The sequence below is a fragment of the Candidatus Didemnitutus sp. genome (assembly GCA_019634575.1).
Lineage (GTDB): Bacteria > Verrucomicrobiota > Verrucomicrobiia > Opitutales > Opitutaceae > Didemnitutus.
On record JAHCAY010000001.1, the window covers coordinates 2,558,470 to 2,582,688 of the forward strand.

At 68.7% G+C, this 24,219-nt stretch carries 15 protein-coding genes; 14 read left to right on the forward strand and 1 reads right to left on the reverse strand.

Annotation, left to right across the window (positions count from 1 at the left end):
• Positions 1 to 356: 356 nt before the first annotated feature.
• From KF715_10790 to yjfF, 14 genes are all read left to right on the forward strand, one after another.
• A complete protein-coding gene (locus KF715_10790) occupies positions 357 to 1,394 on the forward strand; it encodes a glycosyltransferase family 2 protein (GenBank protein MBX3737168.1) in 1,038 nt (345 codons plus the stop codon).
• A 612-nt stretch (positions 1,395 to 2,006) separates the two neighbouring features.
• Positions 2,007 to 5,519, forward strand: coding sequence for a GAF domain-containing protein (locus KF715_10795; GenBank protein MBX3737169.1), 3,513 nt, complete (start codon positions 2,007 to 2,009; stop codon positions 5,517 to 5,519).
• Positions 5,516 to 5,893, forward strand: coding sequence for a response regulator (locus KF715_10800; protein MBX3737170.1), 378 nt, complete (start codon positions 5,516 to 5,518; stop codon positions 5,891 to 5,893). The genes KF715_10795 and KF715_10800 overlap by 4 nt, the downstream gene beginning before the upstream one ends.
• Positions 5,890 to 7,968 carry a response regulator gene (locus tag KF715_10805; protein ID MBX3737171.1) on the forward strand — a complete coding sequence of 693 codons (2,079 nt, stop codon included), beginning with the start codon at positions 5,890 to 5,892 and terminating at the stop codon, positions 7,966 to 7,968. The genes KF715_10800 and KF715_10805 overlap by 4 nt, the downstream gene beginning before the upstream one ends.
• A 62-nt stretch (positions 7,969 to 8,030) precedes the next feature.
• On the forward strand, positions 8,031 to 8,582 hold the full coding sequence (locus KF715_10810; GenBank protein MBX3737172.1) for a YceI family protein: 552 nt from the start codon (positions 8,031 to 8,033) through the stop codon (positions 8,580 to 8,582).
• A complete protein-coding gene (locus KF715_10815; GenBank protein ID MBX3737173.1) occupies positions 8,579 to 9,511 on the forward strand; it encodes a polyprenyl synthetase family protein in 933 nt (310 codons plus the stop codon). The genes KF715_10810 and KF715_10815 overlap by 4 nt, the downstream gene beginning before the upstream one ends.
• A gap of 20 nt (positions 9,512 to 9,531) precedes the next feature.
• Entirely contained in the window at positions 9,532 to 10,782 is a 1,251-nt protein-coding gene (locus KF715_10820; GenBank protein MBX3737174.1) for a hypothetical protein, read from the forward strand.
• Positions 10,779 to 11,576 (forward strand): cytochrome c, encoded by a 798-nt coding sequence (locus KF715_10825; GenBank protein ID MBX3737175.1) that lies wholly within the window; start codon positions 10,779 to 10,781, stop codon positions 11,574 to 11,576. The genes KF715_10820 and KF715_10825 overlap by 4 nt, the downstream gene beginning before the upstream one ends.
• A gap of 1 nt (position 11,577) precedes the next feature.
• The gene (locus KF715_10830) at positions 11,578 to 12,246 is read left to right on the forward strand and encodes a response regulator transcription factor (protein ID MBX3737176.1); all 669 of its coding nucleotides are present in this window, start codon (positions 11,578 to 11,580) and stop codon (positions 12,244 to 12,246) included.
• Positions 12,243 to 13,610: a HAMP domain-containing protein gene (locus KF715_10835; protein ID MBX3737177.1), complete on the forward strand. Its 1,368-nt coding sequence runs from the start codon at positions 12,243 to 12,245 to the stop codon at positions 13,608 to 13,610. The genes KF715_10830 and KF715_10835 overlap by 4 nt, the downstream gene beginning before the upstream one ends.
• 97 nt (positions 13,611 to 13,707) lie before the next feature.
• Positions 13,708 to 14,640, forward strand: coding sequence for an ABC transporter substrate-binding protein (locus tag KF715_10840; GenBank protein ID MBX3737178.1), 933 nt, complete (start codon positions 13,708 to 13,710; stop codon positions 14,638 to 14,640).
• A gap of 9 nt (positions 14,641 to 14,649) precedes the next feature.
• Positions 14,650 to 16,158, forward strand: a complete 1,509-nt coding sequence (locus KF715_10845; GenBank protein MBX3737179.1) for a sugar ABC transporter ATP-binding protein — start codon at positions 14,650 to 14,652, stop codon at positions 16,156 to 16,158.
• Complete coding sequence (locus KF715_10850) at positions 16,151 to 17,248, forward strand: ABC transporter permease (GenBank protein ID MBX3737180.1); 1,098 nt, start codon at positions 16,151 to 16,153, stop codon at positions 17,246 to 17,248. Before KF715_10845 ends, KF715_10850 begins: the two co-directional genes overlap by 8 nt.
• A complete protein-coding gene (gene yjfF / locus KF715_10855; protein ID MBX3737181.1) occupies positions 17,245 to 18,198 on the forward strand; it encodes a sugar ABC transporter permease YjfF in 954 nt (317 codons plus the stop codon). The genes KF715_10850 and yjfF overlap by 4 nt, the downstream gene beginning before the upstream one ends.
• On the opposite strand, the gene KF715_10860 is transcribed toward yjfF, so the two are convergent.
• The gene (locus KF715_10860) at positions 18,178 to 24,216 is read right to left on the reverse strand and encodes a delta-60 repeat domain-containing protein (GenBank protein ID MBX3737182.1); all 6,039 of its coding nucleotides are present in this window, start codon (positions 24,214 to 24,216) and stop codon (positions 18,178 to 18,180) included. The genes yjfF and KF715_10860 overlap by 21 nt on opposite strands.
• Positions 24,217 to 24,219: the final 3 nt, after the last annotated feature.

Sequence of the window (24,219 nt, forward strand, 5' to 3'; positions counted from 1 at the left end):
CCGTTACGCACGTCGCTGCCTTTGGCCAATAACTCAACCACCACGAGAAACGGTGACTCAATAACTCTGAGTTCGCAATTGCACTCGACAGGGCAAGGTATTCAACTAAACGATCTATCGGGAGATATTCAGGGCCGAGAATTGATCCGTGGAGTCTCTATGAATAGCGAAAGAGAGGACATATGGCCTACCATCTATTTATCAACGATCCCGATACTGAGACAGTTCGGATCAGAGAATTTCGCGCGACTTCGCCCCAAGCAATTCACCTTTTCTAGCTGGCGCGTGCTCGTTAAATTTAACTTTCAAAACTAGATAATCTTCGACTGGCGGGCAACATTCCTTCTCCATAAAATATGGATATGCGTTTCAGTGTAATAATTCCAGCATGCGGCAGGATCGGACCCCTAAAATTCACCCTTAATAGTGTTCGGCGGTCACTGTATAGCTTCGGGAATTGCGGCGAAGTTGTGTTGGTGGACGATGGATCGGAGGAGCCGCTCGCTCGGGAGGATTTACTTAAGAAATCGGATAACCAGATTCGGATCCTGAGAAAGGAAAACGGAGGCTCTATTTCCGCGAGACTTGCCGGCCTGAAGGAAGCGCGAGGCGACGTCGTACTCTTTTTAGATTCCGACGATCTTATTCATCCAGCAAAACTGGATGCACATTACGCCGCCCATTCAAGGGAGGATGTAGATGCTGTGTACGACGATATCTCAGAGGTACGCCTTCTGGAGAACTACGAGGCGGAGTTCACAGGCGGATGGACGCTTCCGTTGGCAAAGAACGGTATAGACCTATTGCTGAAGATCCAACCACTGCCGCACGGCATCTCTTTTAAGAGATCTTATCTACTCAAGACGCTTGAAGAACCGCTAATTCCGCCTTTCCGAAAATTCGATTGGGTGGGTGATGTATGGAACTACTATAACATGCTCATAGCCCCCCCTCGTTTCGCAAAGATTCACCGGCCACTCACCGCAGTAGGTCCGCACACCGATTTTCGGTTTAGCAGAAACTGGGAACGCCTCGCCGTCGAGGCGTTACTATTGGTGGAAGCATTTGTTCAACGCTGTCCAATTGAACCGAGCACAATTGAGGCCAGGATCGCCGTCGGCGAAACCGCGTTTGATAGCTGGCGCCGTCTGCCAAGAGATTTCCCCCCGGTCTTTGCCGACCGTCTATTGTCTGTATGGAGGCACTCCCCTCGGGGACCAATAAAATGCCTCGGCGGCAAATGGTTCAGCTTCCTCGCCGCGTTGGTGGGCCCTGAAATGGCGGCGAAAATTATGAAACTGCGAAATCACAGCTATTCCAGTTGCCGGACTATTGACCCCACTGCGCTCAAGAAACTTTTGACGAGATTGGATTCGCACGAGTCGCTGTGGTGAGTTCGCGCGATTGAGCCGGCCAAGAATCATAGGCTGATGCCGCGGCGAGTTCGAGGCGCACTAGCACCAATCTCGTCATGACCTTGATCTGTCAGCACTTCGGTGCCAGCGCCGATGCCGCGCGGCACGCAGCATGAGCGTGGCAGTGCTGTCGCGTCTGCCGCTGCTGATTAATGAAGCGCACGGGAAAGCCCCAAATCAGCAGATGGACCTTAGCGTCACCGAATTGGGACTCCCGTTTAGCGGCTCATCACGCACGTGATTCGCATTAGCCGGCTCTGTTTCGTTCGGGGAAATGGTTCCACCCAACTGCCGGCACAGAGGTCGTCCGCTTCGGCTGCCAAACTGGTTCCACGTTTCCGCTATGTGTGGAAAATTGATCCCTGCCCCTCTCTCGGGAGGTCGGACGCACAGGCGCCGACTTTTTTGGCATCCGGAATTTTGATTCAACCGCCGGCGGAAAGTCGGTCAAAACGACACCCGCACTGCGGAGAGCGGAAGTGGGGATGAAATCGATGTTTCATCCGGGGAACTTGTCCTCCATGGTATGGACGGGCCCCTCGTCGAATGCAGATAATTCCCCGGCTCCTTGGGCACGGTTTCCGTTCCCGGATGACCTTCGCCGTGCAGCTGTTGCTGATGGCGAGCTTCGTGGCCGCGGGCGCCGTCACCTACTACTTCGGACGCCGCGCCGAGGAGGCACACGTCTCCACCGTCGCGCGTCAGGCGCTCGTGCGCGCCTCGGCGCGGCTCACCGGCATCACCAGCGTCGCAGCCGCGCAACACGAGGTGCTGATGCGGGCCCTCCAGGCCAACGATGGGAAGACGCCCTTGCCCGAAGTGCTCAACGCGCTCGCCCCCTCCTTCGTCGCGCGTCCCACCTTGGCCTACGTCGGCATCGCCCGCGCGGAGAACGGCGAATACGCGATGCTCGAACGCCGCACCGCCGGCGCCACCCTCCGGCATTACATCGTCCGCCCCGACGGCCATCGCGAGATCCACGTCTACGAACCCGACGCCGCCGGCCGCATGCACTTCCGCCGCACGCTGCCGTGGAACGGCTACGACCCGCGGACCCGCCCGTTCTACACCGACGCCCTCGCCGCCAACCGGCCGGTGTGGACGGACAGCTATCTTTTCCGCGACAACGAAAACCAACCCGCCACGCTCGGCGCAACCCTGGCCGCACCGTGGCGCGACGCGAGCGGCCGCCTCGTCGGCGTGACGGATGTGGATTTCGACACGCACTCGCTGTCGGTCTTCATGCAGGAGCTGCAACGCGACCTGCCCGGCCGCATCTTCGTCATGGAGAGTCGGCGCGACGGCACATTCCGCGCGGTCGCCCACTCCGACTACGTTTCCCGCGGCGACCTGCGCGCCGAGGATTTCCAACGCGAACCCGCCGTGCCCATCGTCGCCGAGTGGCTGCGCCGCACCGCCACCACGCCGCATCAGCTCGACGAATTGCTCCACTTCCAATTGAAGGACGAAGACTACGTCGCCGGCGTCGACCGGCTGCGCGGCGAGGGTGCCCCGCCCTGGACCGTCGCGATCGTGATGCCTCGCGCCGCAGTGGCTGCCGACCTCGAGTTTCAGCTCAAACTCTCGTGGATCACGCTGGGCCTGCTCGCCGTGGCGGCCGTCTTCGGCGTGCGCCTCATCACCCGCTCGCTCGCCTCCCCGCTCGCGCGCCTGACCGGCGAAGTCGCCAGCCTCGAGCCCAGCCTGGCGCGCGATCGTCCGGCCAGCGAACAGGGCCCCGAGGAAATCGTGCGGCTCGCCCGCGCCTTCAACGATCTCGCGGCGCGCGTGCGCACACGGCAGGCGGAACTGGCCGCGGCGCGCGAGACCGCCGAGGAGAACGCCACGCGGCTCCGCCGCTCCAACCGCGCCCTCCGCCAGATCGCCCAGGCGATCGCTGGCCGCGATCACACCGAGTTCTGGCGTGAGAGCGTGCGCGCCTGCGCCGAGGCGCTCGACGTCTCGCGCGCCGCCATCTGGTTCCGCGAGCCCGGCAGCCCGGAACTGCGGCTGCTCGCCATGTGGGATTCAGCGACACAGAAGTTCATCGACAACGTCGTCATCGATACCGAGGCGCACCCGGAATACTGGCTCGCCCTCCAGCGCGACGGCCGGATCGCCACCCACGACGCCGCGTGCGACGCGCGCACGGCCCGGCTGCACCGCGAGTGGCTCGCCCACCTGCCGCACGTCGCGCTGTTCGATTCGGCGATCCGCGTGCAAGGCGAGATCGCCGGCGTGTTCTCATTCCACCACCTGCAACCCGGACGGTCCTGGACCCACGAGGATGAAATCCTCGTGCTCGGCGCCGCCGATCTCGTCGCGCTCGAACTGGAGCGCTCCGGCCGGCGCGCCCTCGAGGCGAGCGAGGCCGCGCGCGCGCAACGCCTCGCGCGCCAGCACCGCGCGCTCTCCCGCGCCGCCTTCAGTCCGGAGCTGCGCGGCGGCCAGCTCGCCGGCGCGTTTCGCGAGCTGTGCCTCGTCAGCACCGAGGCGCTGGATGTCGTGCGGGCGAGCGTGTGGCTGGTGCGCCCGGGCGAAAACCGCCTCTGGCTGATGAACGAACACGACCTCGTCCGCGGCGGGCACACGCAGGGCGCGCAAATCGAACTCGCCCAGATCGCCGGCTACTGGTCCGCGCTCGCCACCGGGCGGCGCGTCGCCGCGGCGGACGCGCTGCACGATCCGCGCACCGTGGAGCTCGTCGCCGGCCGCCTCCAGCCGCGCGGCGTGGCGGCGTTGCTCGACGCCGGCATCTTCTCGCGCGGCGAGCTGGTCGGCGTCGTCTGCTTCGAACACGCCTCCGGCACGCGCACCTGGGAACCCGAGGAGGAAATCTTCGCCTCCGCGATCGCCGATCTCGCCGCCCTGGCGCTCGAAGCCTCCGCGCGCCAGCTCGCCGAGGACGAGATGGAGCGCTCCCGCCGCCGCCTCCAACTGCTGATCGACGGCACGCCGCTCGCCGCCATCGACTGGAACCGCCAGCTGCGCATCATCGGCTGGAACCCGGCCGCCGAACGCCTGTTCGGCCGCCCGCGCGACGAAGTCCTCGGCTTGGACGGTTTCTGGATGGTGGCCGAGCACGACCGCGCGCGCCTCAGCGGCGCGTGGCGGGAATTGCTCGCGGGCCGCGCCTACTTCGTGACCCGTTTCGAGAACTGCCGCGCCGACGGCGCGACCGTGATCTGCGATTGGCACAACACGCTCCTGCGCGACGTCGACGGCGAGATCATGGGCGTCACCTCGCTCGTCGAGGACGTCACCGACCGTGTCCGCGCGGAGGAGCAGATCCGCCAGCTGAACGCGAACCTCGAGGCCCGCGTCACCGCCCGCACCGCCGAGCTCGCCGCGGCCAACGACAAGCTCAAGGAACTCGACCGGCTCAAATCCGAGTTCCTCGCCACCATGAGCCACGAGCTGCGCACGCCGCTGAACTCGATCATCGGCTTCACCGGCATCCTGAAGGAAGGCATGGCCGGTCCGGTGAACGACGAGCAGCGCAAGCAGCTCGCGCTCGTCTACGGCTCCGCGCGCCACCTGCTCTCGCTCATCAACGACCTGCTCGACCTCTCGCGCATCGAGGCCGGCCGCCTGCAACTCGAGGCGAAGGAGTTCCCCGCCGGCGCCGTGCTGCGCGAGTGCGTCGAATCGCTCGCCCCGATGGTGCGCCTGAAGGCGCTCGAGTGCCGCGTCGACGATCGCGCGCCCGGACTCGTGCTGCGCAGCGACCGGAAGCGTTTCCTCCAGATCGTGATGAACCTCGCCAACAATGCCGTGAAGTTCACCGAGCGCGGCAGCGTGGTCATCACGCTCGAGCGCGCGGACGACGGCGCGCTGTTGCGCGTCACCGACACCGGCCCCGGCATCGACGCCGAGGCGCAGGCGCGGCTGTTCCGCGCATTCAGCCAGCTCGACGGCTCCGCGCGCCGCCACCACGAGGGCACCGGCCTTGGCCTCTACCTCTGCCGCAAGCTCGCGCATCTGCTCGGCGGCGAAATCGGCGTGGAGAGCGAAGTCGGCCGCGGCTCATCGTTCTGGGTGCGGCTGCCGCTGGTGGCACCCTTCGCCGGCCGCACCGACAACAGCATTCCCCCGTGGTCATGAAACCCCGCGTGCTCCTCGTCGAAGACAACCCGGCCAACGTCTACCTCGCGACGTTCCTGCTCGAGCAGCACGGCTTCCACGTCGACCTCGCCCGCAACGGCGTCGAGTGCCTCGCCCGCGTGCGCGCCGGCCCGCCACCCGCCGTCGTGCTCATGGATTTGCAGATGCCGATCATGGACGGCTACGAGACGGCGCGCGAACTGCTCGCCGATCCGGAGACCGCCGTCCTGCCGCTCGTCGCCGTGACCGCCTACGCCATGGCCGGCGACCGCGAGAAGGCCCTCGCGATCGGCTTCCGCGATTACATCGAGAAACCCTTCGATCCGCTCACCTTCGCGTCGCGCGTCGCGGCGCACCTGCCCTCCCCCGCATGAAAATCCTCATCGCCGACGATCTCGCCCAGAATCGCTACATGCTCGAGCAGCTGCTCACGGCCTCGGGACACCGCTGCGTGTCCGTCGCGCACGGCCGCGAGGGACTGGACCGCCTGCGCGCGGAGAGCTTCGACGTCATCGTCTCCGACATCCTCATGCCGGTGATGGACGGCTTCCAATTCTGCCGCGAGGTGAAGTCCGATGCCGCGTTGCGCGCGGTGCCGTTCCTCTTCTACACCGCCACCTACACCGGGTCGGCCGACATCGAGTTCGGCCTGCAACTCGGCGCCGCCGCCTACCTGCTCAAGCCCGCCGAGCCCGAGGCGATCCTCGCCGCGTTGAACAACCTCGCCGCACCGGCCGCCGCCGCCACGCCGCCGCCCGCCGATCCGGCCGACTATCTCGCGCAATACAACGCCCGCCTCGTGCAGAAGCTCGAGAGCAAGATGCATGAACTCGAGCGCGCCAACGCCGAGCTGCTCCGCACCAACCTCGCCCTCAGCGAGGAAGTCGGCCGCCGCCGCGCCGCCGAGCGCAGCGCCCGCGCCGCCTCCGCGCTCCAACTCGCCACGCTCGAAAGCACCGCGGACGGCATCCTCGCCGTCGACGCGCGCGGCCGCATTATCGCGTGGAACCGGAGCTTCGCCGAACTGTGGGGCCTGCCCGCGACGGAGCTTCCGACCACGTCGTTCTCCACGCTGGTGGCAAACCTGTGCGCGCAGGCGGCCGATCCCGGCGCGTGCGCCCTGGCTTGGCGCGAGCACGCCGTCGGCGGCGATGCCGTCGGTCCGGAAACGATCTGGCTCGCCGACGGCCGCGTCTTCGAACGCCTCTGCCGCCCGCTCGCCGGCGACGACACCGGCCCGGGGCGCGTCTGGACGTTCCGCGACGTCACCGAGCGGCATCGGGCCGAGGCGCACGAGCGCGCGCTCCAATCGCAGTTGTTCGAACTCCAGAAAATGGAGGCGCTCGGCGTGCTCGCCGGCGGTGTCGCCCACGATTTCAACAACATCCTGACCGCGATCATCGGCCAGACCTCGCTCGCCCTCTCGCAACTCGACCAGCCGCAGCAGGCCCAGCCGGCGCTCACCGCCGTCCTGAAGGCCAGCGAACGCGCCACCGATCTCGTGCGCCAGATCCTCGCCTTCTCGCGCCGGCAGGAGCCCGTCCGGCAGGTTTTCGCGGTCAGCGACGTCGTCACCGACGCGCTGAAACTCGCCGGCCCCACGCTCCCCGCCGGCATCCAACTCTCGGTCGACCTCGCGCCCGACATCCCCGATGTGCGCGTGGATGCCACGCAGATGCATCAGGTGCTGATGAACCTCATCACGAACGCCAACCACGCCATGAAGGGCCAGGGCCAGATCCGCGTCACCGCCCGGAGCGCGACGATGACGGAGGACGACGTGGTGGACATCCGGCCCGGCCGCTACGCCGTCCTGTCCATCGGCGACACCGGCCCGGGCATCGAACCACGCCTGCAACGCCGGATCTTCGAGCCGTTTTTCACCACCAAGCCCGCCGGCCAGGGCACCGGTCTCGGCCTCGCCGTGGTCCACGGCATCATCACGAGCTACGGCGGTCACGTCGAAGTGCGCAGCACGCCGGGCACGGGCGCGGAATTTCTCCTCTACCTGCCGGCGGCGGATTGCCACGCGCAGGAACTCAAGCCGGCGCCCGCCGGCGCATTGCTGCTCGGCGCGGGGCAGACGATCCTCGTCGCCGAAGACGATCGCCAGGTGCGCGACCTGGTCGAAGCCGTGCTGGTGAGAATCGGTTATCATCCCGTGGTGTGCTCGTCGGCCGAGGAGGCGCTGCTGAAATTCTCGACCGCTCCCGGGAGCTTCGCCGCGCTGCTGACGGATCTCTCGATGGGCGGCATGAGCGGCATCGCGCTCGCGCGCAAAGTGCGCCAGCAGCGCCCGCGCCTGCCCATCGTGCTCATGACCGGCTACCTGTCGTTCGAGGAGTTCGACGAGGAGCAGCCCGACAAGGATTTCGAACTGCTGATGAAGCCCTGCTCGCCGCAATCGCTCAGCGTCGCGCTGGCCCGCGCATTGCAGGTCGCGCCGTAGGATGAACGGGAATTCATTCCGCGTTCAAACGACGTTCATTTCACCCCGCTAGGCTTTCCGGGATGAAATCGCGTCTCCTTCTCCTCCTCGCCTTCGCCCTCGGTGCGAACGGACTGATCGCCGCCAACCACGCCGTCCAATTCGACCCCGCCCAATCCACCGTCGACGTCACCGTCAAGGCCACCATCGACTCGTTCACCGGCAAGCTCGCCGCCTACGAGCTCACGGGCGCCGCCGACGACAGCGGGCACATTGTCGCCGCGCGGCTGTCGTTTCACTTCCGCGACGTCCTTACGGGAAAACCGAAACGCGACGCCGCCATGCACGAATGGCAACACACCGACCAATTTCCCGACGCGAGCTTCGAGCTCACCGCCGTCACCACGGCGGCCGACGGATCGTCGCACGCCAGCGGCAAGCTCACCTTCCACGGCGTGACCCGCGAGCTGGACTTCCCGGTCACCGTCGCCCACGCGGGCGCGACCTACGCGATCGACGGCGAGGCGCCGATCGACACCCGTGAATTCGGCCTGCCAATCATCCGCATGATGGGACTGCTCAAAGTCGACCCGGTGGTGCGCGTGCGCTTCCACTTCCAAGGCAAACTCGCATGACGCGCCGGACTCCCGCGTCCTCCCGCAGCCCGGAGCGCGCCCTGCGGGCGGCGCTGCACCGGCATCTGCCGACGTCGGCCGGCGATGAGCGCGGGCTGCGCGCGGCGTTGCGGCAGGGGGCGGAGCATCCGGGCAAACTCGTGCGCGGCTGCGCCGTGCTCGTCGCCGCGCGCCATCACGGCTGGCCGCTCCGGCGCGCCGCGCAGCTCGCCGTCGCGATCGAATATTTCCACACCGCCTCGCTGCTGCTCGACGACCTCCCCTGCATGGACGACGCGACGGTCCGCCGCGGCCGCACCTGCGTGCACCGCCTCCACGGCGAAGCCACCGCCATCCTCGCCGCACTGGCGCTGATCAACCGCGCCTACGCGCTGACGCACGCCGCGCTGGCCGCCGCGCCCGCTGCGGTGCGCCGGCGCGCGACCGCCCTGCTCGACCGCGCGCTCGGGCCGCACGGACTTGTCGGCGGCCAGGCGCTCGATCTCGCCTTCGCCGGCTCGACGCGCTCCGCCGCGCTGGTGAGCCGCATCGCCGCCCGGAAAACCGGGGCGCTGTTCTCGCTCGCCGTGCTGCTGCCGGCCGAGCTGGCGCGGCCCACGCGCCGCGAACGCCGGGCGCTGAATGCGCTGTGCGTGTATTGGGGCCAGGCCTATCAAATCGCCGACGACCTCGCCGATCTCGCCGTGGAGCAGGCGGCGCCCGAGAAGACCCGCGGGCGCGACCGTCAGCTCGCGCGGCCGAATCTCGGCCTCGCCCTCGGCGGCGCACGCGCCGTCGCCCGCCTCGCGCGGCTGCGCGGTCAGGCGGAACAGGCCTTGCGCACGCTGCAAACGCTCGGCCCGGCGCGGTGGAGTTATTTGGCAAACCTGAACGCGGCACTCCTGCGGCGGCACCGCTGCGGCGTGGACCTCCAGCACTGCGCGGCGTGATTCACGGCGCGAACGGTGCGATGCCCGCCCGGGACGAAGCTCCGTCCCCTGCTCTGGCGCGCCTCGTGGCGCGGCACAGCTACGGCTGGCTCGTCGCGGCCAATCTCGTCGGCGTCTGGCTGGCCATCGCACTGGTCTGGCCCGCCGCGGGCGACGCGCTCGTGCCGCTGACGTATGGGCGCTGGGTGCCGCTGCATCTCGACTGGCAGCTCTACGGCTGGTGCTCGCTGCCGATCGTCGGCGCGCTGCTGGCGTGGTGTTCCGCGCCGGCCGACGGGCGCGCGCTCGCGCCCGCGCGCCTCGCGCTCACGGGCTGGTCGCTCGTTCTCGCGCTGGGCGGGCTGACGTGGCTCGGCGGCGGCGTGAGCGGGAAATTGTTTCTCGACTGGGCGGGCAGCGCCCGGCCGTTGCTGCCCGCAGCGATGCTCGTGCTGTGGGGCGTGCTGGCGCGCCTGACGGCGGGCGCGTGGAACGGGTTCTCCCCCGCCGGTCGCGCGCTCCGCGCGCTCGTGCTGGCAGCGCTTCTGCCGGTTCCCGCGGTGCTGTTTTGGTCGACGGGTCGCGAAGTCTATCCGGCCGTGAATCCCGACAGCGGCGGCGCGACCGGCGCGGCGTTGCTCGGGTCGACGCTGGGCATCGTGGCGATCTTCCTGCTGCTGCCGCATCTGCTCCGACTCGCGCCGCGCGGCGCGGCGGTTTGGCGCGGAGCGGTCATCGGCATGCTCGGCGCGAGCGGATTGGCGTTCGCCGCCATCGACCACGGCAACACGTCGCATCACGCTTTCGCGCAGATCGTCGCGCTGGGTTTGCTGGGACTCTGGATTCCGTTGCTCGGCGTCTACTGGCGCGGCTTCGACTGGCCGCCGGCGGCGCGCGCGTGGATGGCGGCGGCACTCGCGTGGTGGGCGCTGCTGATCGTGAGCGGTTGGGTGACGTTCCTGCCCGGCGTCTCCGAGGCGCTGAAGTTCACCCACGGCCTCGTCGGCCACGCGCACCTGGCGATGGCGGGCGTCGTGACCAGCGTGAACGGGATGATTCTCGCCGCGCTCACACGGCAGGCGGTCGACCGGGGCTCGTTCTGGCGCTGGCACGCCGGTTGCGGCGTCTACGTGGTCGCGACGCTCGTGCTCGGCGCGCTGGAGACGGAGCGCAGCGGCGAACTTTTCCGCAGCGCGAATTGGACCCAGGCGCTGCTCGGGCTGCGCCTGATCGGCGGCCTGTCGATGCTCGACGCGTCCGGGCGATGGCTGCGCGACGCCTGGAAACCATGAGCGCGCTCACGGCCGGCCTTTCCCGCCGTTGGCGAATTCGCCTCGCGTTCGCGCTGGGAGGCGCGGCGCTGCTGGCCGCCCGCGGTCGCGCCGCCGACGCGTGGACCGAGCGAGGCCGCGAGGTCTACATCCGCGAAGGCTGCATCCATTGCCACTCGCAATACGTCCGACCGCACGCGCCGCTCGACATCGAGCGCTGGGGGCCGGCCACGCCGCTCGCGCAGCTCCTGCAACAGCGCCCGCCTCTGCCCGGCAATCGCCGCCAGGGCCCCGATCTCGCCAACGTCGGCAATCGCCGCACCGCCGAGTGGAACCGCCTGCACCTGCAGGCGCCGCGCACGATCTCGCCCGGCTCGCGCATGCCGTCCTACGCGCATCTGTTCGCCGGCGAGGATTCCGACGGCGAGGCGCTGGTCGCGTATCTTTCCTCTCTCGGCGCCGACACCATTCCCGAACGCCTGGCACAGCGCGCAGCGTGGCGGCTCCCGTCCAGCACCACCGCGCTCGAGCGTCCGAAGGCCGCCGCGCTGTTCGCGGAACTGTGCGCGCACTGCCACGGCGACACCGGACGCGGCGACGGGCCGCTCGCGGCGCGGCTGAGCGTGCGTCCGCCGGATTGGGGCGCCGGCGCCTGGCGGCATCTCGCCCCCGGAGCGGACGTGGAGCTCGAGCTGGCGCGCATCATCAAGTTCGGCCTGCCCGGTTCGCCGATGGCGGGACACGAGTATCTGCGCGATGGGGAAATTCTCGGGCTCGCCCGCGTCGTCCGTTCGTGGCAGGAAACCCGACGCTGAGATGAAAATCCTGATCGTCGAGGACGAGCCCAAGGTGGCCCGCTTTCTGGAAAACGCGCTCACCGAGCAGGCCTACACGGTGCGGAAAGTCGCGACGTGCGCCGCCGCATGGGACGCGATCGTGGAGTCGCCCTACGACGCCGTCGTGCTCGACCTCGGGCTGCCCGACGGCGACGGGCTCGATCTGTTGCGCGAATGGCGCGCGCGCGGCTTCGACCAGCCGGTGCTCATCCTCAGCGCGCGCAACGCCGTCGAGGATCGCATCCGCGGCCTGAATCTCGGCGCGGACGATTACCTGCCGAAGCCCTTCAGCGTCGACGAGCTCGTGGCCCGCGTGCGCTCGCTGCTGCGCCGCCCGAGCACCGGCCAGCGCACCACCGTGCTGGAGCACAAGGGCGTGCGGCTCGACCTGCTGTCGCGCGTCGCCGAGTGCGACGGTCGCGCCGTCGAGCTGACGACACGCGAATTCGCGCTGTTGGAACTGTTCCTGCACAACCCGCGCCGCGTCCTCACGCGCACGCTCATCGCGGAAAAAGTCTGGGACGCGTCCTACGACCTCGAGACGAACCTGATCGACGTCTACGTGCGGCGCCTGCGGCAGAAATTCGAGCGCCCCGGCAGCGGACCGTTCATCAAGACGATCCGCGGCACGGGCTACCAGCTCGCATGAAATTCCTCGGCACGTTCACCGCGCGCCTCACGGCCCGCTTCGCGATCCTCGTCACGCTCACGACGAGCGCAGTGCTGTTGACCGGCGGACTGTTGCTCAACCACCAGATCGAGCACGGCCTGGAGCTCCTGCATGACGTCGAGGCGGCCGAGATTGGGAAACTGCTCGGCACCGACACGCGGCTGACCGAGGACGAGGTCGAGCAACGCATCCAGCACGACGCCGACAGCGACGCGGCGCTGTTCCTCATCCAAGTGATCGCGCCGGGCGAGAAGATCGTCTTCCGCTCCGACAATCTCGGCGACACCATCCTGCCCGCCAACGGCGACGCGACTCCGCATTGGACGACGCGCCTGCCTTTCCTCGGGCGCGTGCGCCTCTCGTCGTATCGCGTCGGCCCGTGGCGCATCATGGTCGGCAGCTCCCTGGTCAGCGGCGAGCGCATGCTGCGCGACTACATCCGCATCAGCCTCGGCCTCGTCGGCGGCGTGGCACTGCTCAGCGTCGGTCTCGGCTATGCGTTCAGCCGGCAGGCGCTGCGGCCGCTGCGGGCGATCGAAGCGACGGCGCGCAAGATCAGCGCGGACAACCTCGGCCAGCGCATTCCGGTGGCCGGGAGCGACGAGCTCGCATCGTTGTCGCATTTGCTGAACGAAACTTTCGACCGGCTGCAGGCTTCGTTCGAGCAGGTGCGGCAGTTTTCCGCCGACGCCTCGCACGAACTGAAGACGCCGCTCGCGCTCGTGCGCCTGAACGCGGAGAAAATTCGGCAGCGCGTCGGCGGACAGGAGGAGTTGCGCGCCGCGGTCGACGACATCCTCGAGGAAATCGGCTCGCTCAATCACATCATCGATCGCCTGCTTTTTCTCGCCCGCTCGGAAGCGGGTGCCGTGCCGCTGCAAAAGCGCCGCATCGACATCGCGGCGTGGGTGACAGGCTTCGCCGAGGACGCGCAGGCATTGGCGGAAGATCGCGGCGCAAAATTCCGGAGCGGTGAAAATGCCTCCGGCGAACTGACGCTCGATCCGGATCTGCTGCGGCAGCTGCTGCTGAATCTCGTCGCGAATGCCGTGGCGGTCTCGCCCGCGGGCGGCGCCGTGACACTCGAGTCTCGGCCCGACGGCGCGAATTGGACTCTCGCGATCGCGGACGAAGGTCCCGGCCTGCCGGAAGAGCAGCTCGCGCGTGTGTTCGAGCGGTTCGTGCGTTTCAGTCGCGACAGCGCCGCGACGGCGCCGCGTGGTCACGGGCTCGGGCTCGCAATCTGCCGCGCGATCGCGGAGCTGCACGGCGGCAGCATCCGCGCGGAAAACCGGCGCGACGCGCACGGCCTACGCGTGATCGTGACGCTGCCGCGCACGTAGTCGGAAGCGAAGCTTGACGGTCAAGCGAATCGGCGCGTGCAAACGCTCCCGGGCGAAAGTTTAGTGCTCTCCGCCCCGCCCAACCCGCTGTTCCCCGATGAAAACCCTGCGCTTCGCCCTGCTCGTCTCGTTGCTGCTGCCCGCCTTCCTCCTCGCCAAGCCGCTCCGCGTCGGCTTTGCGCAGACCGGCGCCGAGAGCGCGTGGCGCACCGCCAATTCCGAGTCGATGAAAGCCGAAGCCGCCAAACGCGGCATCGAGCTGAAGTTCTCCGACGCGCAGGGCAAACAGGAGAATCAGATCCGCGCCGTCCGCTCATTCATCACGCAGGGCGTCGACGCGATCGTGATCGCGCCGATCGTCGAGACCGGCTGGGACCCCGTGCTCCGCGAGGCGAAGCGCGCGAAGATCCCCGTCATCCTCACCGACCGCAGCATCCAGACCGCGGATGAGTCGCTGTTCGCCTGCTTCATCGGCTCCGATTTCTACGAGGAAGGCCGCCTGGCCGCCGAATGGCTCGCCACGCACACCGGCGGCAAGGGCGCCATCGTCGAGCTGCAAGGCACCCCCGGCTCCGCGCCGGCCAATGAGCGCCGCAAGGCCTTCGCCGACGCGCTCAAGAATCACCCGGAGCTGAAGATCATCGATTCCCAGAGCGGCAACTTCGAGCGCAGCGGCGGCAAGCAGGTCATGGAGGCCTTCCTCAAGAAGCACGGCAAAGCCATCCAGATCGTCTACGCGCACAACGACGACATGGCACTCGGTGCCGCGCAGGCCATCGAGGAAGCCGGCCTCAAGCCCGGCCAAGACATCGTGCTCGTGAGCATCGACGCCATCCGCGAAGCCGTGAAAGCCGTCGCCGACGGCCGGCTGAATTGCACCGTCGAGTGCAACCCGCTCTTCGGCCCGAAAGTCTACGACACCGTCGCGAAGCTTCTCGCGGGCGAGACGGTCCCGAAGAAGGCCTACAACAAGGACGAGCTCTTCGACGCCAAGAACGCCGCCGCCGCCCTGCCCGCGCGGCAATACTGATCGTTGGCCGTGCCCGACGCGCCCCTGCTTCAGCTGCGCGGCATCACCAAGCGCTTCCGCGGGGTGACGGCGTTGCAGGGCGTCGACTTCACCGTGCGCGCCGGAGAAATCCACGCGCTGATGGGCGAAAACGGTGCGGGCAAATCGACGCTGATCAAAGTCCTCACGGGCGTGCATACGCCCGACGAAGGCACACTCACGCTCGCGGGCACCTCGATCCGCCCCGCGTCGCCGAAGGACGCCGAAGCGGCCGGCATCAGCACGGTTTACCAGGAGGTGAATCTCATCCCGTCGCTCTCCGTCGCGGAAAACATCGCGCTCGGCCGCCAGCCGGGTCGCGCGGGATTCATCCACTGGCGCGCGCTGCGCCGTCACGCGCGCGAAGCGCTCGCGCGCCTCGCGATCGAGTGCGACGTCGACGCCGAACTCGGCACGCTCTCCGTCGCCACGCAGCAAATGGTCGCCATCGCGCGCGCGCTCGATCTGCGCGCGCGCCTGCTCGTGCTCGACGAGCCGACCGCGAGCCTCGACGAGCGCGAGGTCGCCGAGCTGTTCAAGCTCATGCGCCAGCTCCGCACGCAAGGCCTCGGCATCGTCTTCGTCACGCACTTCCTCGACCAGGTCTACGCCGTCAGCGACCGCATCACCGTCCTGCGCAATGGCCAGCTCGTCGGCGAATTTTCCGCCGCCGAACTGCCGCGCTTGCAACTCGTCAGCCACATGCTCGGCCACGCGGTAAAAGACGAGTCTGGCCGCACCGGTGAACAGGTCGCGGGTGCCGCGACCGGCGCGAGCGTGCTCGCCGCCGACGGCCTCGCGCGCCGCGGCGCCGTGCATGCGTGCTCCTTCGCGCTGCGCCAGGGCGAGATCGTCGGCCTCGCCGGCTTGCTCGGCTCCGGCCGCACCGAGACGGCGCGCCTGCTCTTCGGCATCGACCGCGCCGACGCCGGCACGCTGAAAGCCGGCGCCGTGCCCGTGCGCGTCGCCAATCCGCGCGATGCCGCGCGCCTCGGTTTCGCGTTCTGCTCCGAGGACCGGAAGACCGAGGGCATTTTGCCGAATCTCTCGGTGCGCGAGAATCTCGTCGTCGCGCTCCAGGCGAAGCAGGGAATCTGGCGCACGCTGTCGCGCGCGCAGCAGGACGAGTTGTGCGCGCACTACATCCGTGCCCTGCGCATCAAGACCGCCGACGCCGAGACACCGATCAAGAATCTCTCCGGCGGCAATCAGCAGAAAGTGCTCCTCGCCCGCTGGCTCGCGACGCGGCCGCAGCTCATCATCCTCGACGAGCCGACGCGCGGCATCGACGTCGGCGCCAAGGCCGAGATCGAGGCGCTGATCGAGCAGCTCCGCGCGCAAGGCCTCGCCGTTCTCCTCATTTCTTCGGAAATCGAGTCCATCGTGCGCACGTGCACCCGCGTGCTCGTGATGCGCGAGCGGCGCCTCGCCGGCGAAGTGCCCGCCGGCGCCGAGCTGACCACCGCGAAACTGATGCGCGTGATGTCCGGCCATGAGTGACGCGCCGAAGAATCGCCCACAGGTGGGCGCCGACGTCCCCGGCGGCGCCACGAACGCGTCACATGCCTCGTCGCCGCCGAGGACGTCGGCGACCACCTCGTTCGCCTTCGTGCGCCAGCACGCGTGGCTGCTCGGCGGCATCGCGGCGCTGCTCGCGGTCAACCTCTTCGCCGATCCCGCGTTTCTGAAACTGGGCTGGCGCGACGGCCACGTCTTTGGCGTGCCGGTGGATATTCTCCTCCAAGGTTCGCGCACGACGCTGCTCGCGCTCGGCATGACGCTCGTGATTGCCACCGGCGGCGTGGATCTGTCCGTCGGTTCGCTCGTCGCCATCGCCGGCGCGGTGTCGGCCTTGCTGCTCAATCAAGGCGCCGGACTGTTTCTCACGCTCGCCGCCGCGCTCGGCGTCGGCGTGGTCGGCGGCGCGATCAACGGCGCGCTCGTCGCGCGCATCGGGCTGCAGCCGATCGTCGCGACGCTCATCCTGATGGTCGCCGGCCGCGGCGTGGCGCAGCTGATCTCGGGCGGACAGGTCATCATCTTTTCGCACGCCGGCTTCGAGTATCTTGCCAACGGTTACCTGCTCGGTTTGCCGGTCGCGCCGTTGCTCGTCGCGGCGGCGTTCGTCGGCACGCACATGTTGCTCCGGAAAACCGCGGCCGGCTTGTTCATCGAGGCCGTCGGCGACAACGAGACCGCGAGCCACTTCGTCGGCATCGCCGCAGCGCGCATCAAGGCGCTGACTTACGTCTTCTCCGGCCTGTGCGCCGGGCTCACCGGCGTGCTCACTGCCGCGAACATCCGCGCCGCGGATGCCAATCGCGCGGGCGAGAACGCCGAGCTCGATGCGATCTTCGCCGTCGTCGTCGGCGGCACGGCGCTGACCGGCGGGCGTTTCACGCTGCTCGGCACGTTTCTCGGCGCGGTCCTGATCCAGACGCTGACGACGACGATGTATTACCGCGGCGTGCCGCCGGCGATCGCGCCGGTGCCGAAGGCGATCGTGATCGTTGCGGTCTGCCTCATCCAATCCGAGGAACTGCGCGCACGGCTGCGGCGCTTCCTGCCGGGCGCGAAAGGAGTCGCGTGAAGCTGCCGCGCCAAATCTCCCCGCTCGCGCTCACGGCCGCGATCTTCATCGCCCTGTTCGTCACGGCGTCGTGCCTCTACGAGGGTTTTTTCTCGACGCGTCTCGCGGTGAACCTGATCGCGGACAACGCGTTTCTCACGATCACGGCAATCGGGATGACGCTCGTGATCCTCACCGGCGGCATCGATTTGTCCGTCGGCTCGGTTGTGGGGTTTTCGTCGATTCTCACCGCCACGCTGCTCGGTCGCGGCTGGTCGCCGCTCGCGGCGTGGAGCGTGACGCTCGCGCTCGGCGTGGTGTTCGGTGGCGGCATGGGAATGTTGATCCAGCTATTCCGGTTGCCGGCGTTTCTCGTGACGCTCGCGGGGATGTTTTTCATGCGCGGCGCGGCGTTCTGGATCAACACGGAGTCGGTCGGCATCACGCACCCGTGGTATGAGCAACTCGCCTCGTTCGAGCTGGCGCTCGGCCCGGTAGCGTTGCCCACGACGGTATTGATCGCGCTCGGCGTCGTGCTGCTCGGCTACGTCGTGGCGCATCACACGCGGTTCGGCCGCACGCTCTTCGCGGTCGGCGGGAGCGAGCAGTCGGCGCTGCTCATGGGGTTGCCGGTCGGAGCGGCGCGCGTGGCGGTTTACGCGGTAAACGGCGGTTGCGCCGCGCTCGCCGGCATCGTCGCCTCGCTCTACACCGGCTCCGGCAACTCCAGCATGGGCACCGGCCTCGAGCTCGACGCGATCGCGGTGGTCGTGATCGGCGGCACGCTGCTGCGCGGCGGCCGCGGCCACATCGCGGGCACGGTGCTCGGCGTGTTGATCTACGGAACAATCCAGGCGGCCATCCTCTTCGACGGTCGCCTGAGTTCATGGTGGATGCGAATTGTGGTCGGGCTTTTGCTGCTGACGTTCGTCCTGCTGCAACGCGTGCGCTTACCGCGCGCGGCGCGCTGACCACGCCCGGCCGAGCAGCGCCAGCGCGAGCAAGCCGGCGGCCCACGGGGCGGGAGCGCCGCCACCGCCGCCCGAGCTGTTCGACGAGCTGTTGGAGTTGTTCGTCGTCGTGCCGCCGGTGCCGTCGCCGGAGGTGCCGGTGGTGGCGGGGACTTCGTAGATTTCGAGTTCCGTGAAGCCGGCGGCGGAGTTCACGCCCGAGACGCTCGCGGTGTAGCTGCCCGGCGCGAGCGAGACGTAGAGTGCGGCGTCCTTGCTGCCGCTCGCGAGCGCCGCGGCACCGACGTTGGTCGCGATGGTGCTCAGCTGCGCGGCGGTGACACCGGAGGTGCCGTTGGTGGTCGTGGGCGTTTCCCAGTTGTCGTTCGTCGCGACGGTGGCGCCGGAGCTGTTTTGAATCTGGAGCGTCGGGTCGGCGTTGCCGCCGCTGAGGCTTTGGGCAGCGAGGGCGGGGCCGAGCGCGCGCACGAGCACGCCCTGATTCGAGCTGCCCTTGATGGTGAACTCGACGGTTTGCGTGCCGGTGTTCGTGCTGGCGCCGCCGCGGCTGGAATACGCGACGAAGCGCGACGGCACGTTGCCGTCGGCTTCGAACAGCTCGGTCATCACCGCGCCGCCCGTGCCGGCGGCGTCCCACACCGCGATGACGTAGGAGCCCGGCGCGAGGGTGGTGACGAGCGCGCTGTCGGCGTCGCCCGAGGCGAGCGTCAGTGCGCCGAGGGAGTTGCCGAGCGCGAGCGTGGTGGCGTCGGTCACGGGCGTGGCGCCCGCGGCCCAGAAGGCGCCGGTGCCGGTGTAGACCTCGAATTTCGGCTGCGCCGCGAAGTCGGAGATGTTCATGCGCGCAAGGCTCGGCCCGGCGGCGCGGAGGAACACGCGGCGCGAGTTCGCCCCGGTGATCACGAAATTCACGAACTGCACCTCGCTGCCCTTCAGGCGCAGCAGCGCGCTGAAGTCCGCGAAGTAGCCGGTCGCGCCGGCGTTGGTGGTGGAGGCGTAGCGCGTGCCTGTGAGCGAGACCGTGCCGCTGCCCGAGCCGGAGTTGCCGCCGTTGGAGCCGCTGCCGCCGGACGAGCCGGAGTTGCCGCCCGAGTAGACGCCGACCGTGACCGTGCCGGCCGCAGTCGTGTTGAAGAATTGCCAATAGGCCTCGGTGACGCCGGCCGCGCCGCCGCCGGAGCCGGCCGTGATGGCGCGGGCGCGGAGCAGGTAGTTGGTGCCCGAGGGCAGCGCCGTCGAACCCGACCACGCCCACGTCTTGCCGTCCGACGAGGGCGTGGCGCTCCCCAAAGTCGTCCACAGATTGCTGTTGGTCGAATACGACAGCGTCACCGCGACGAAATCCGCCGCCGAACCGGAGAGCGTCCACGAGGCGGAGCGCAGATCGGAGCCGACCGCGAAGCTGTAGGCGCCGCTCGTGGCGCCGCTCACGCGACTGAGCAGGAAGTCCGCGGCGCCGCCGAGCGTCGTGAACTCGCCGCCCACGAACGCGCGGCCGTCGAGCAGGCCGGTGAGCGCGTGCACCGAGGCGTTGGCCGTCGCGGTAAACGTCGTGTCGAGCGAGCCGTCGGCCTTCAACAGCGCGAGTTTGGCGTGGCTTTGGCCCGCGAGGTTGGTGAACGCGCCGCCGACGAGGACGGTGCCGTCGACGCGGGCGGAGAGCGCGTAGACGCCGCCGTCGGGCGCGGGGTTGAAGCTCGCATCGAGCGAGCCGTCGGCGTTGAGGCGCGCGAGGTTGTTACGCGACTGGCCGGCGACCGAAGTGAATTCGCCGCCGATCAGGATCCGACCGTCGGGCAGAGCTGCGACGGCCCGAACCGGCCCATTGACCGACGGCGAAAAGGAAGCGTCCAGCGCACCGGAAGCGGTCAGGCGCGCGAGACGGGAACGGGCCGAGCCAGCGACGTTGGCGAACTCGCCGCCGATCACGATGGCGCCGGACGGCGTCACGGCCAGGGCGCGCACGGCGCCGTCCACCGACGGCGCGAAGCTGCCGTCGAGCGTGCCGCTCGCGGTGAAGCGCGCGAGGCGATTGCGGGTCGCGCCGGCGATCGACGTGAATTTGCCCGCGACGAGCACGCTGCCGTCGGCCTGCGCACCGAGCGCGTAGACGGTGTCGTTGGGTGCCGGGTTGAAACCGCTGTCGGCGCTGCCGTCGATGGTCAGGCGGGCCAGGCGCGGGAGTTCGAGCCCGCCGACGCTGGAAAATTCGCCGCCGAGATAGAGCAAGGCCTCGGAACGGAGGTCGCCGAACGCGCCGGCGATGATGAGTGAACCGTCGGCGGGCAGAGCGATCGTGTAGACGTAGTTGTCCGCGACGGGATTGAAGGTCGTGTCGATCGCGCCGCTGCTGGTGAGCGCGGCCACGAAGCTGCGGCCGACGCCGGCGTCGGCGTTCGTGGGCACGTAGCCGAGCTTTGAGAAAGCGCCGCCGATGAAGATGCGACCGTCGGCGTGCACCGCGATCGCCTGCACGTAGGCGTCGGGTTCCGGCTTGAAGGTCTTGTCGAGGGTGAAGTCGGCGTTGAGGCGCGCGAGATTGTGGCGGTCGGCGTCGTCGTTCTTCGTGCCGTCGCCGTCGTCGTCGTCGCCCTCGCCGTCGTCGAGCTGCAGCGTGGTGAAGTTGCCGCCGAAGATAATCTTGCCGTCGGCCTGGCGCGCGAGGGCCATGACCGGGCCGTTGGGCGTGGGAGCGAGGCTGGTGTCGGGTGTGCCGTCGGTCTTGAGCAGCGCGATATAGGCGGCCGCGGTTGCGGAGGAGGAGCCGTTCGGCGTGAAGGTCGTGAACGAGCCGCCGGCGAGGATCTTGCCGTCCGGCATCAGCAGCAGCGCCGCCACGACGGCGTTGGCGTGCGGGTCGTAGCTGGTGTCGAGCGTGCCGTCGGACTTGAAGCGCGCAAGGTAGGCGCGGCCGGTGTCGTCGTTTGTGGCGCCGTCGCCGTCGTCGTCGTCGTTTTGGCCGTCGTCGACGTCGACGCTGGTGAACGAGCCGCCGACCACGATGGCGTTGTCCGATTGGACGACGAGCGCGGCGACGCTGCTGTTGAGCGCGGGTGGGGCGAAGGTCGTGTCGACGCTGAGATCGGAGTTCAGGCGCGCGAGGTAGTTGCGGGTGTAGCCGCCCATCGAGGTGAAGGCGCCGCCGACGGCGATCTTGCCGTCGGATTGGAGGGCGAGCGCGGCGACGCTGGCGTCGAGCGACAGGTTGAACGCGGAGTCGAGCGTGCCGTCGGCGCGGAAGTGCGCGAGGTGCTTGATGCTGCTGCCGGTGATGGTGAACGCGCCGCCGACGAGCAGCGAGCCGTCGCCGAGCACCAGCACGGCGTTGATGCGGCCGGTGACGTTGGACAGATCGCCGCGGCCGAACGAGGCGCGCACGCTGCCGCTGGATTCGAACCACGCGAGCGTGTTGGTCTTGGTGGCGGAGGAGGCGGTGACGGACTGGACGAGCAGGGCGTTGACCGTGCCGTCGGCGCTGGTGGTGAACGACGTGTCGCGCACGCCCGCGGCGGAGAAGCGGGCGAGGTTGGTCGTGGTCTGGCCGCCGAGATTGGAGAACGAACCGCCGACGAGGACGCGGCCGTCGGATTGCGGCGCGATGGCGGCGACGCGCGCACCGGTGGGATTGGACGCGGTGACGGTCCACGACGCCTGGAACGTGCCGTCGCTCGCGAGGCGCAGGATGTGGTTGCTCGCGGCCAGCGTGTCGCTGGTGCCGCTGCTTGCGGTGGTGAATCGGCCGACGAAATAGAGGGTGCCGTCCGCGGCTTTCGCGCTGGAATAGACGCGGTCGTTGGTCTGGGTGGTGAAGCTGCTGTCGGGCGTGCCGGTGGTGCCGATGGCGGCGAGGTATTTGCGGGCGAGCGCGTCGCTCGGTCCGACATGGGTGAAGGAGCCGCCGATCACGACGCGGCCGTCGGCGAGCGTGGCGATGGCGGTGACGGTGGAGTCGGCGCCGGGATTGTAGGTCTTGTCGAGCGAGCCGTCGGCGTTGAGGCGCGCGAGGTTGCGGCGGTCGGCGTCGTCGTTGGTGAGGCCGTCCTTGTCGTCGTCGTCGCCTTGGCCGTCGTCGAGCTGGAGGGTGGTGAAGGTGCCGCCGAAAAGGATTTTGCCGTCGGACTGGACGGCGATGGCGCGGACGCTGCCGTCGGGGGCGGGATTGACGCCGGAGTCGACCGTGCCGTCGGCGCTCACGCGCGCGAAGGCCGTGCGGGTCGTGCCCCGGATGGCGCTGAACGCGCCGCCAAGGAGGAATTTCCCGTCGGTCTGGCGCGCGATCGCGTAGACGGAGCTGTTGAGGCTCCAGTTCAAGCTCGTGACTTTGCCCGCCGCGTCGATCTCGGCGAGGTAGGCGCGGCTGACGTTGTCGGTGGTGTTGTCGGTCGTCGTGTCGCTGTCGTTCTCGGTATACCACGCGGAGAAGTTGCCGCCGGCGAGGACGCTGCCGTCGCTCTTGAGATAGAGGGCGAACACGGCGCCGTTCGGGCCGGGCGCGTAGGAGGTGTCGAGCGAGCCGTCGACGTTGAGGCGCGCGAGGTAGGTGCGCTTGGTGCTGCCGATCTTGGTGAACGCGCCACCGATGACGATCTTGCCGTCGGACTGGATCACGACGGCGGAAACGCTGCCATCGAGCACGGGGTTGAAGGCCGGATCGATCGTGCCGTCGGCGAGGATGCGGGCGAGGTTCTGGCGCGTGAGGCCGCCGAGCGTGTTGAAAGTGCCGCCCACGATGACACTGCCCGAGGCTTCGACGGCGGCGGCGGAGATGCTGCCGTCCTCGGCGCTCGCGAGCGTGCCGTCGAGGTCGCCGCTGGCGAGGAGGCGCGCGGCGTGGTTGCGCAGGACGCCGTCGGTGACGCCGGCCGGGAAGAAGCGCGTGAACAGGCCGCCGGCGAGGATGCGGCCGTCGGATTGGAGCGCGAGGGAGCGCACGGCGGCGTTCGGCGTCGGCGCGAAGGAAGCGTCGACCGAGCCGTCCGTGGCGAGCCGCGCCAGATAGGTGCGTGAGGTGCTGGTGCCGGAGTTGGCCGGCAGGAAGGAGGCGAAGTCGCCGCCGACGAGGATCTTTCCATCCCGCTGGACGAGGACGGCTGAGACGCTCGCATCGGGTCGCGGTTCGAAGCTGTCGAGCGTGCCGTCGGACTTGAAACGCGCGAGGAAGCTGCGGGTCTGGTCGCTGCTGTCGGCTGAGCCGCGCACCGCGGTGAAATCGCCGCCGGCGAGGATCGCGCCGTCGGATTCGAGTGCGAGGGTGAGCACGCGGTTGTTGGCGAGGACGGCGAAACCGGTGTCGAGCGAGCCGTCGGCGTTGAGCCGGGCGAGGCGCGTCGCCGTCGTGGCGACAGCGCTGCCGTATTGCACGGTCGTGAAGCCGCCGCCGACGAGAATCCGGCCGTCGGGTTGCACCGCGAGGGCGAAGACGAGGCTGTTGAAGCTGGGGGCGAAATCGGCGTCGATCGCGCCGCTGCCGGACAGGCGCGCGAGGCGGCCGCGAGCGACGGTGGCGCCGGTGCCGCCGGGTTGGAGCGTGGTGAAGCTGCCGCCGATCAGGATGTTTCCGTTCGCATCGAGCGCGAGCGCGGCGACCTGCGCGGTGGACGCGCTGCCGCCGGTGGGCCGCGGGTCGAAGCCGCCATCGAGCGTGCCGTCGGCGTTGAGCCGGGCGAGACCGGAGCGGGCGACGGCCGCGCCGCCGCCGGCGCCTTGCGCGGTGGTGAACTTGCCGGCAACGACAATGCCGCCGTCGGACTGCACGACGACCGCGACGACGTCGCCGTCGAACACCGGATCGAACGAGGCGTCGAGCGTGCCGTCGGCGTTGAAGCGCGCGAGGTGCTGCCGCGTCACGGGCGCGGCTTCGCTGGGCGGTTGCACGGCGGTGAAGCCGCCGCCGAGGATGACCTTGCCGTCCGCCTGGACCGCGGTGGCGTAGATGTTGCCGTTGGCGTTCGGGTCGAACGCGTGGAGCAGCGCGGGCACGAGGCTCCCGAGGAGCGCGAAAATGCGGAGGAGTTTCATGCC

Bases quoted from the DNA above. Each gene is read 5' to 3' on its own strand.
- KF715_10810 (MBX3737172.1), top strand. From the start codon at position 8,031: ATGAAATCGCGTCTCCTTCTCCTCCTCGCCTTCGCCCTCGGTGCGAAC.
- KF715_10820 (MBX3737174.1), top strand. From the start codon at position 9,532: ATGCCCGCCCGGGACGAAGCTCCGTCCCCTGCTCTGGCGCGCCTCGTG.
- KF715_10800 (MBX3737170.1), top strand. From the start codon at position 5,516: ATGAAACCCCGCGTGCTCCTCGTCGAAGACAACCCGGCCAACGTCTAC.
- KF715_10815 (MBX3737173.1), top strand. From the start codon at position 8,579: ATGACGCGCCGGACTCCCGCGTCCTCCCGCAGCCCGGAGCGCGCCCTG.
- KF715_10860 (MBX3737182.1), bottom strand. From the start codon at position 24,216: ATGAAACTCCTCCGCATTTTCGCGCTCCTCGGGAGCCTCGTGCCCGCG.
- KF715_10840 (MBX3737178.1), top strand. From the start codon at position 13,708: ATGAAAACCCTGCGCTTCGCCCTGCTCGTCTCGTTGCTGCTGCCCGCC.
- KF715_10835 (MBX3737177.1), top strand. From the start codon at position 12,243: ATGAAATTCCTCGGCACGTTCACCGCGCGCCTCACGGCCCGCTTCGCG.
- KF715_10825 (MBX3737175.1), top strand. From the start codon at position 10,779: ATGAGCGCGCTCACGGCCGGCCTTTCCCGCCGTTGGCGAATTCGCCTC.
- KF715_10795 (MBX3737169.1), top strand. From the start codon at position 2,007: ATGACCTTCGCCGTGCAGCTGTTGCTGATGGCGAGCTTCGTGGCCGCG.
- KF715_10805 (MBX3737171.1), top strand. From the start codon at position 5,890: ATGAAAATCCTCATCGCCGACGATCTCGCCCAGAATCGCTACATGCTC.
- KF715_10790 (MBX3737168.1), top strand. From the start codon at position 357: ATGGATATGCGTTTCAGTGTAATAATTCCAGCATGCGGCAGGATCGGA.
- KF715_10830 (MBX3737176.1), top strand. From the start codon at position 11,578: ATGAAAATCCTGATCGTCGAGGACGAGCCCAAGGTGGCCCGCTTTCTG.
- KF715_10850 (MBX3737180.1), top strand. From the start codon at position 16,151: ATGAGTGACGCGCCGAAGAATCGCCCACAGGTGGGCGCCGACGTCCCC.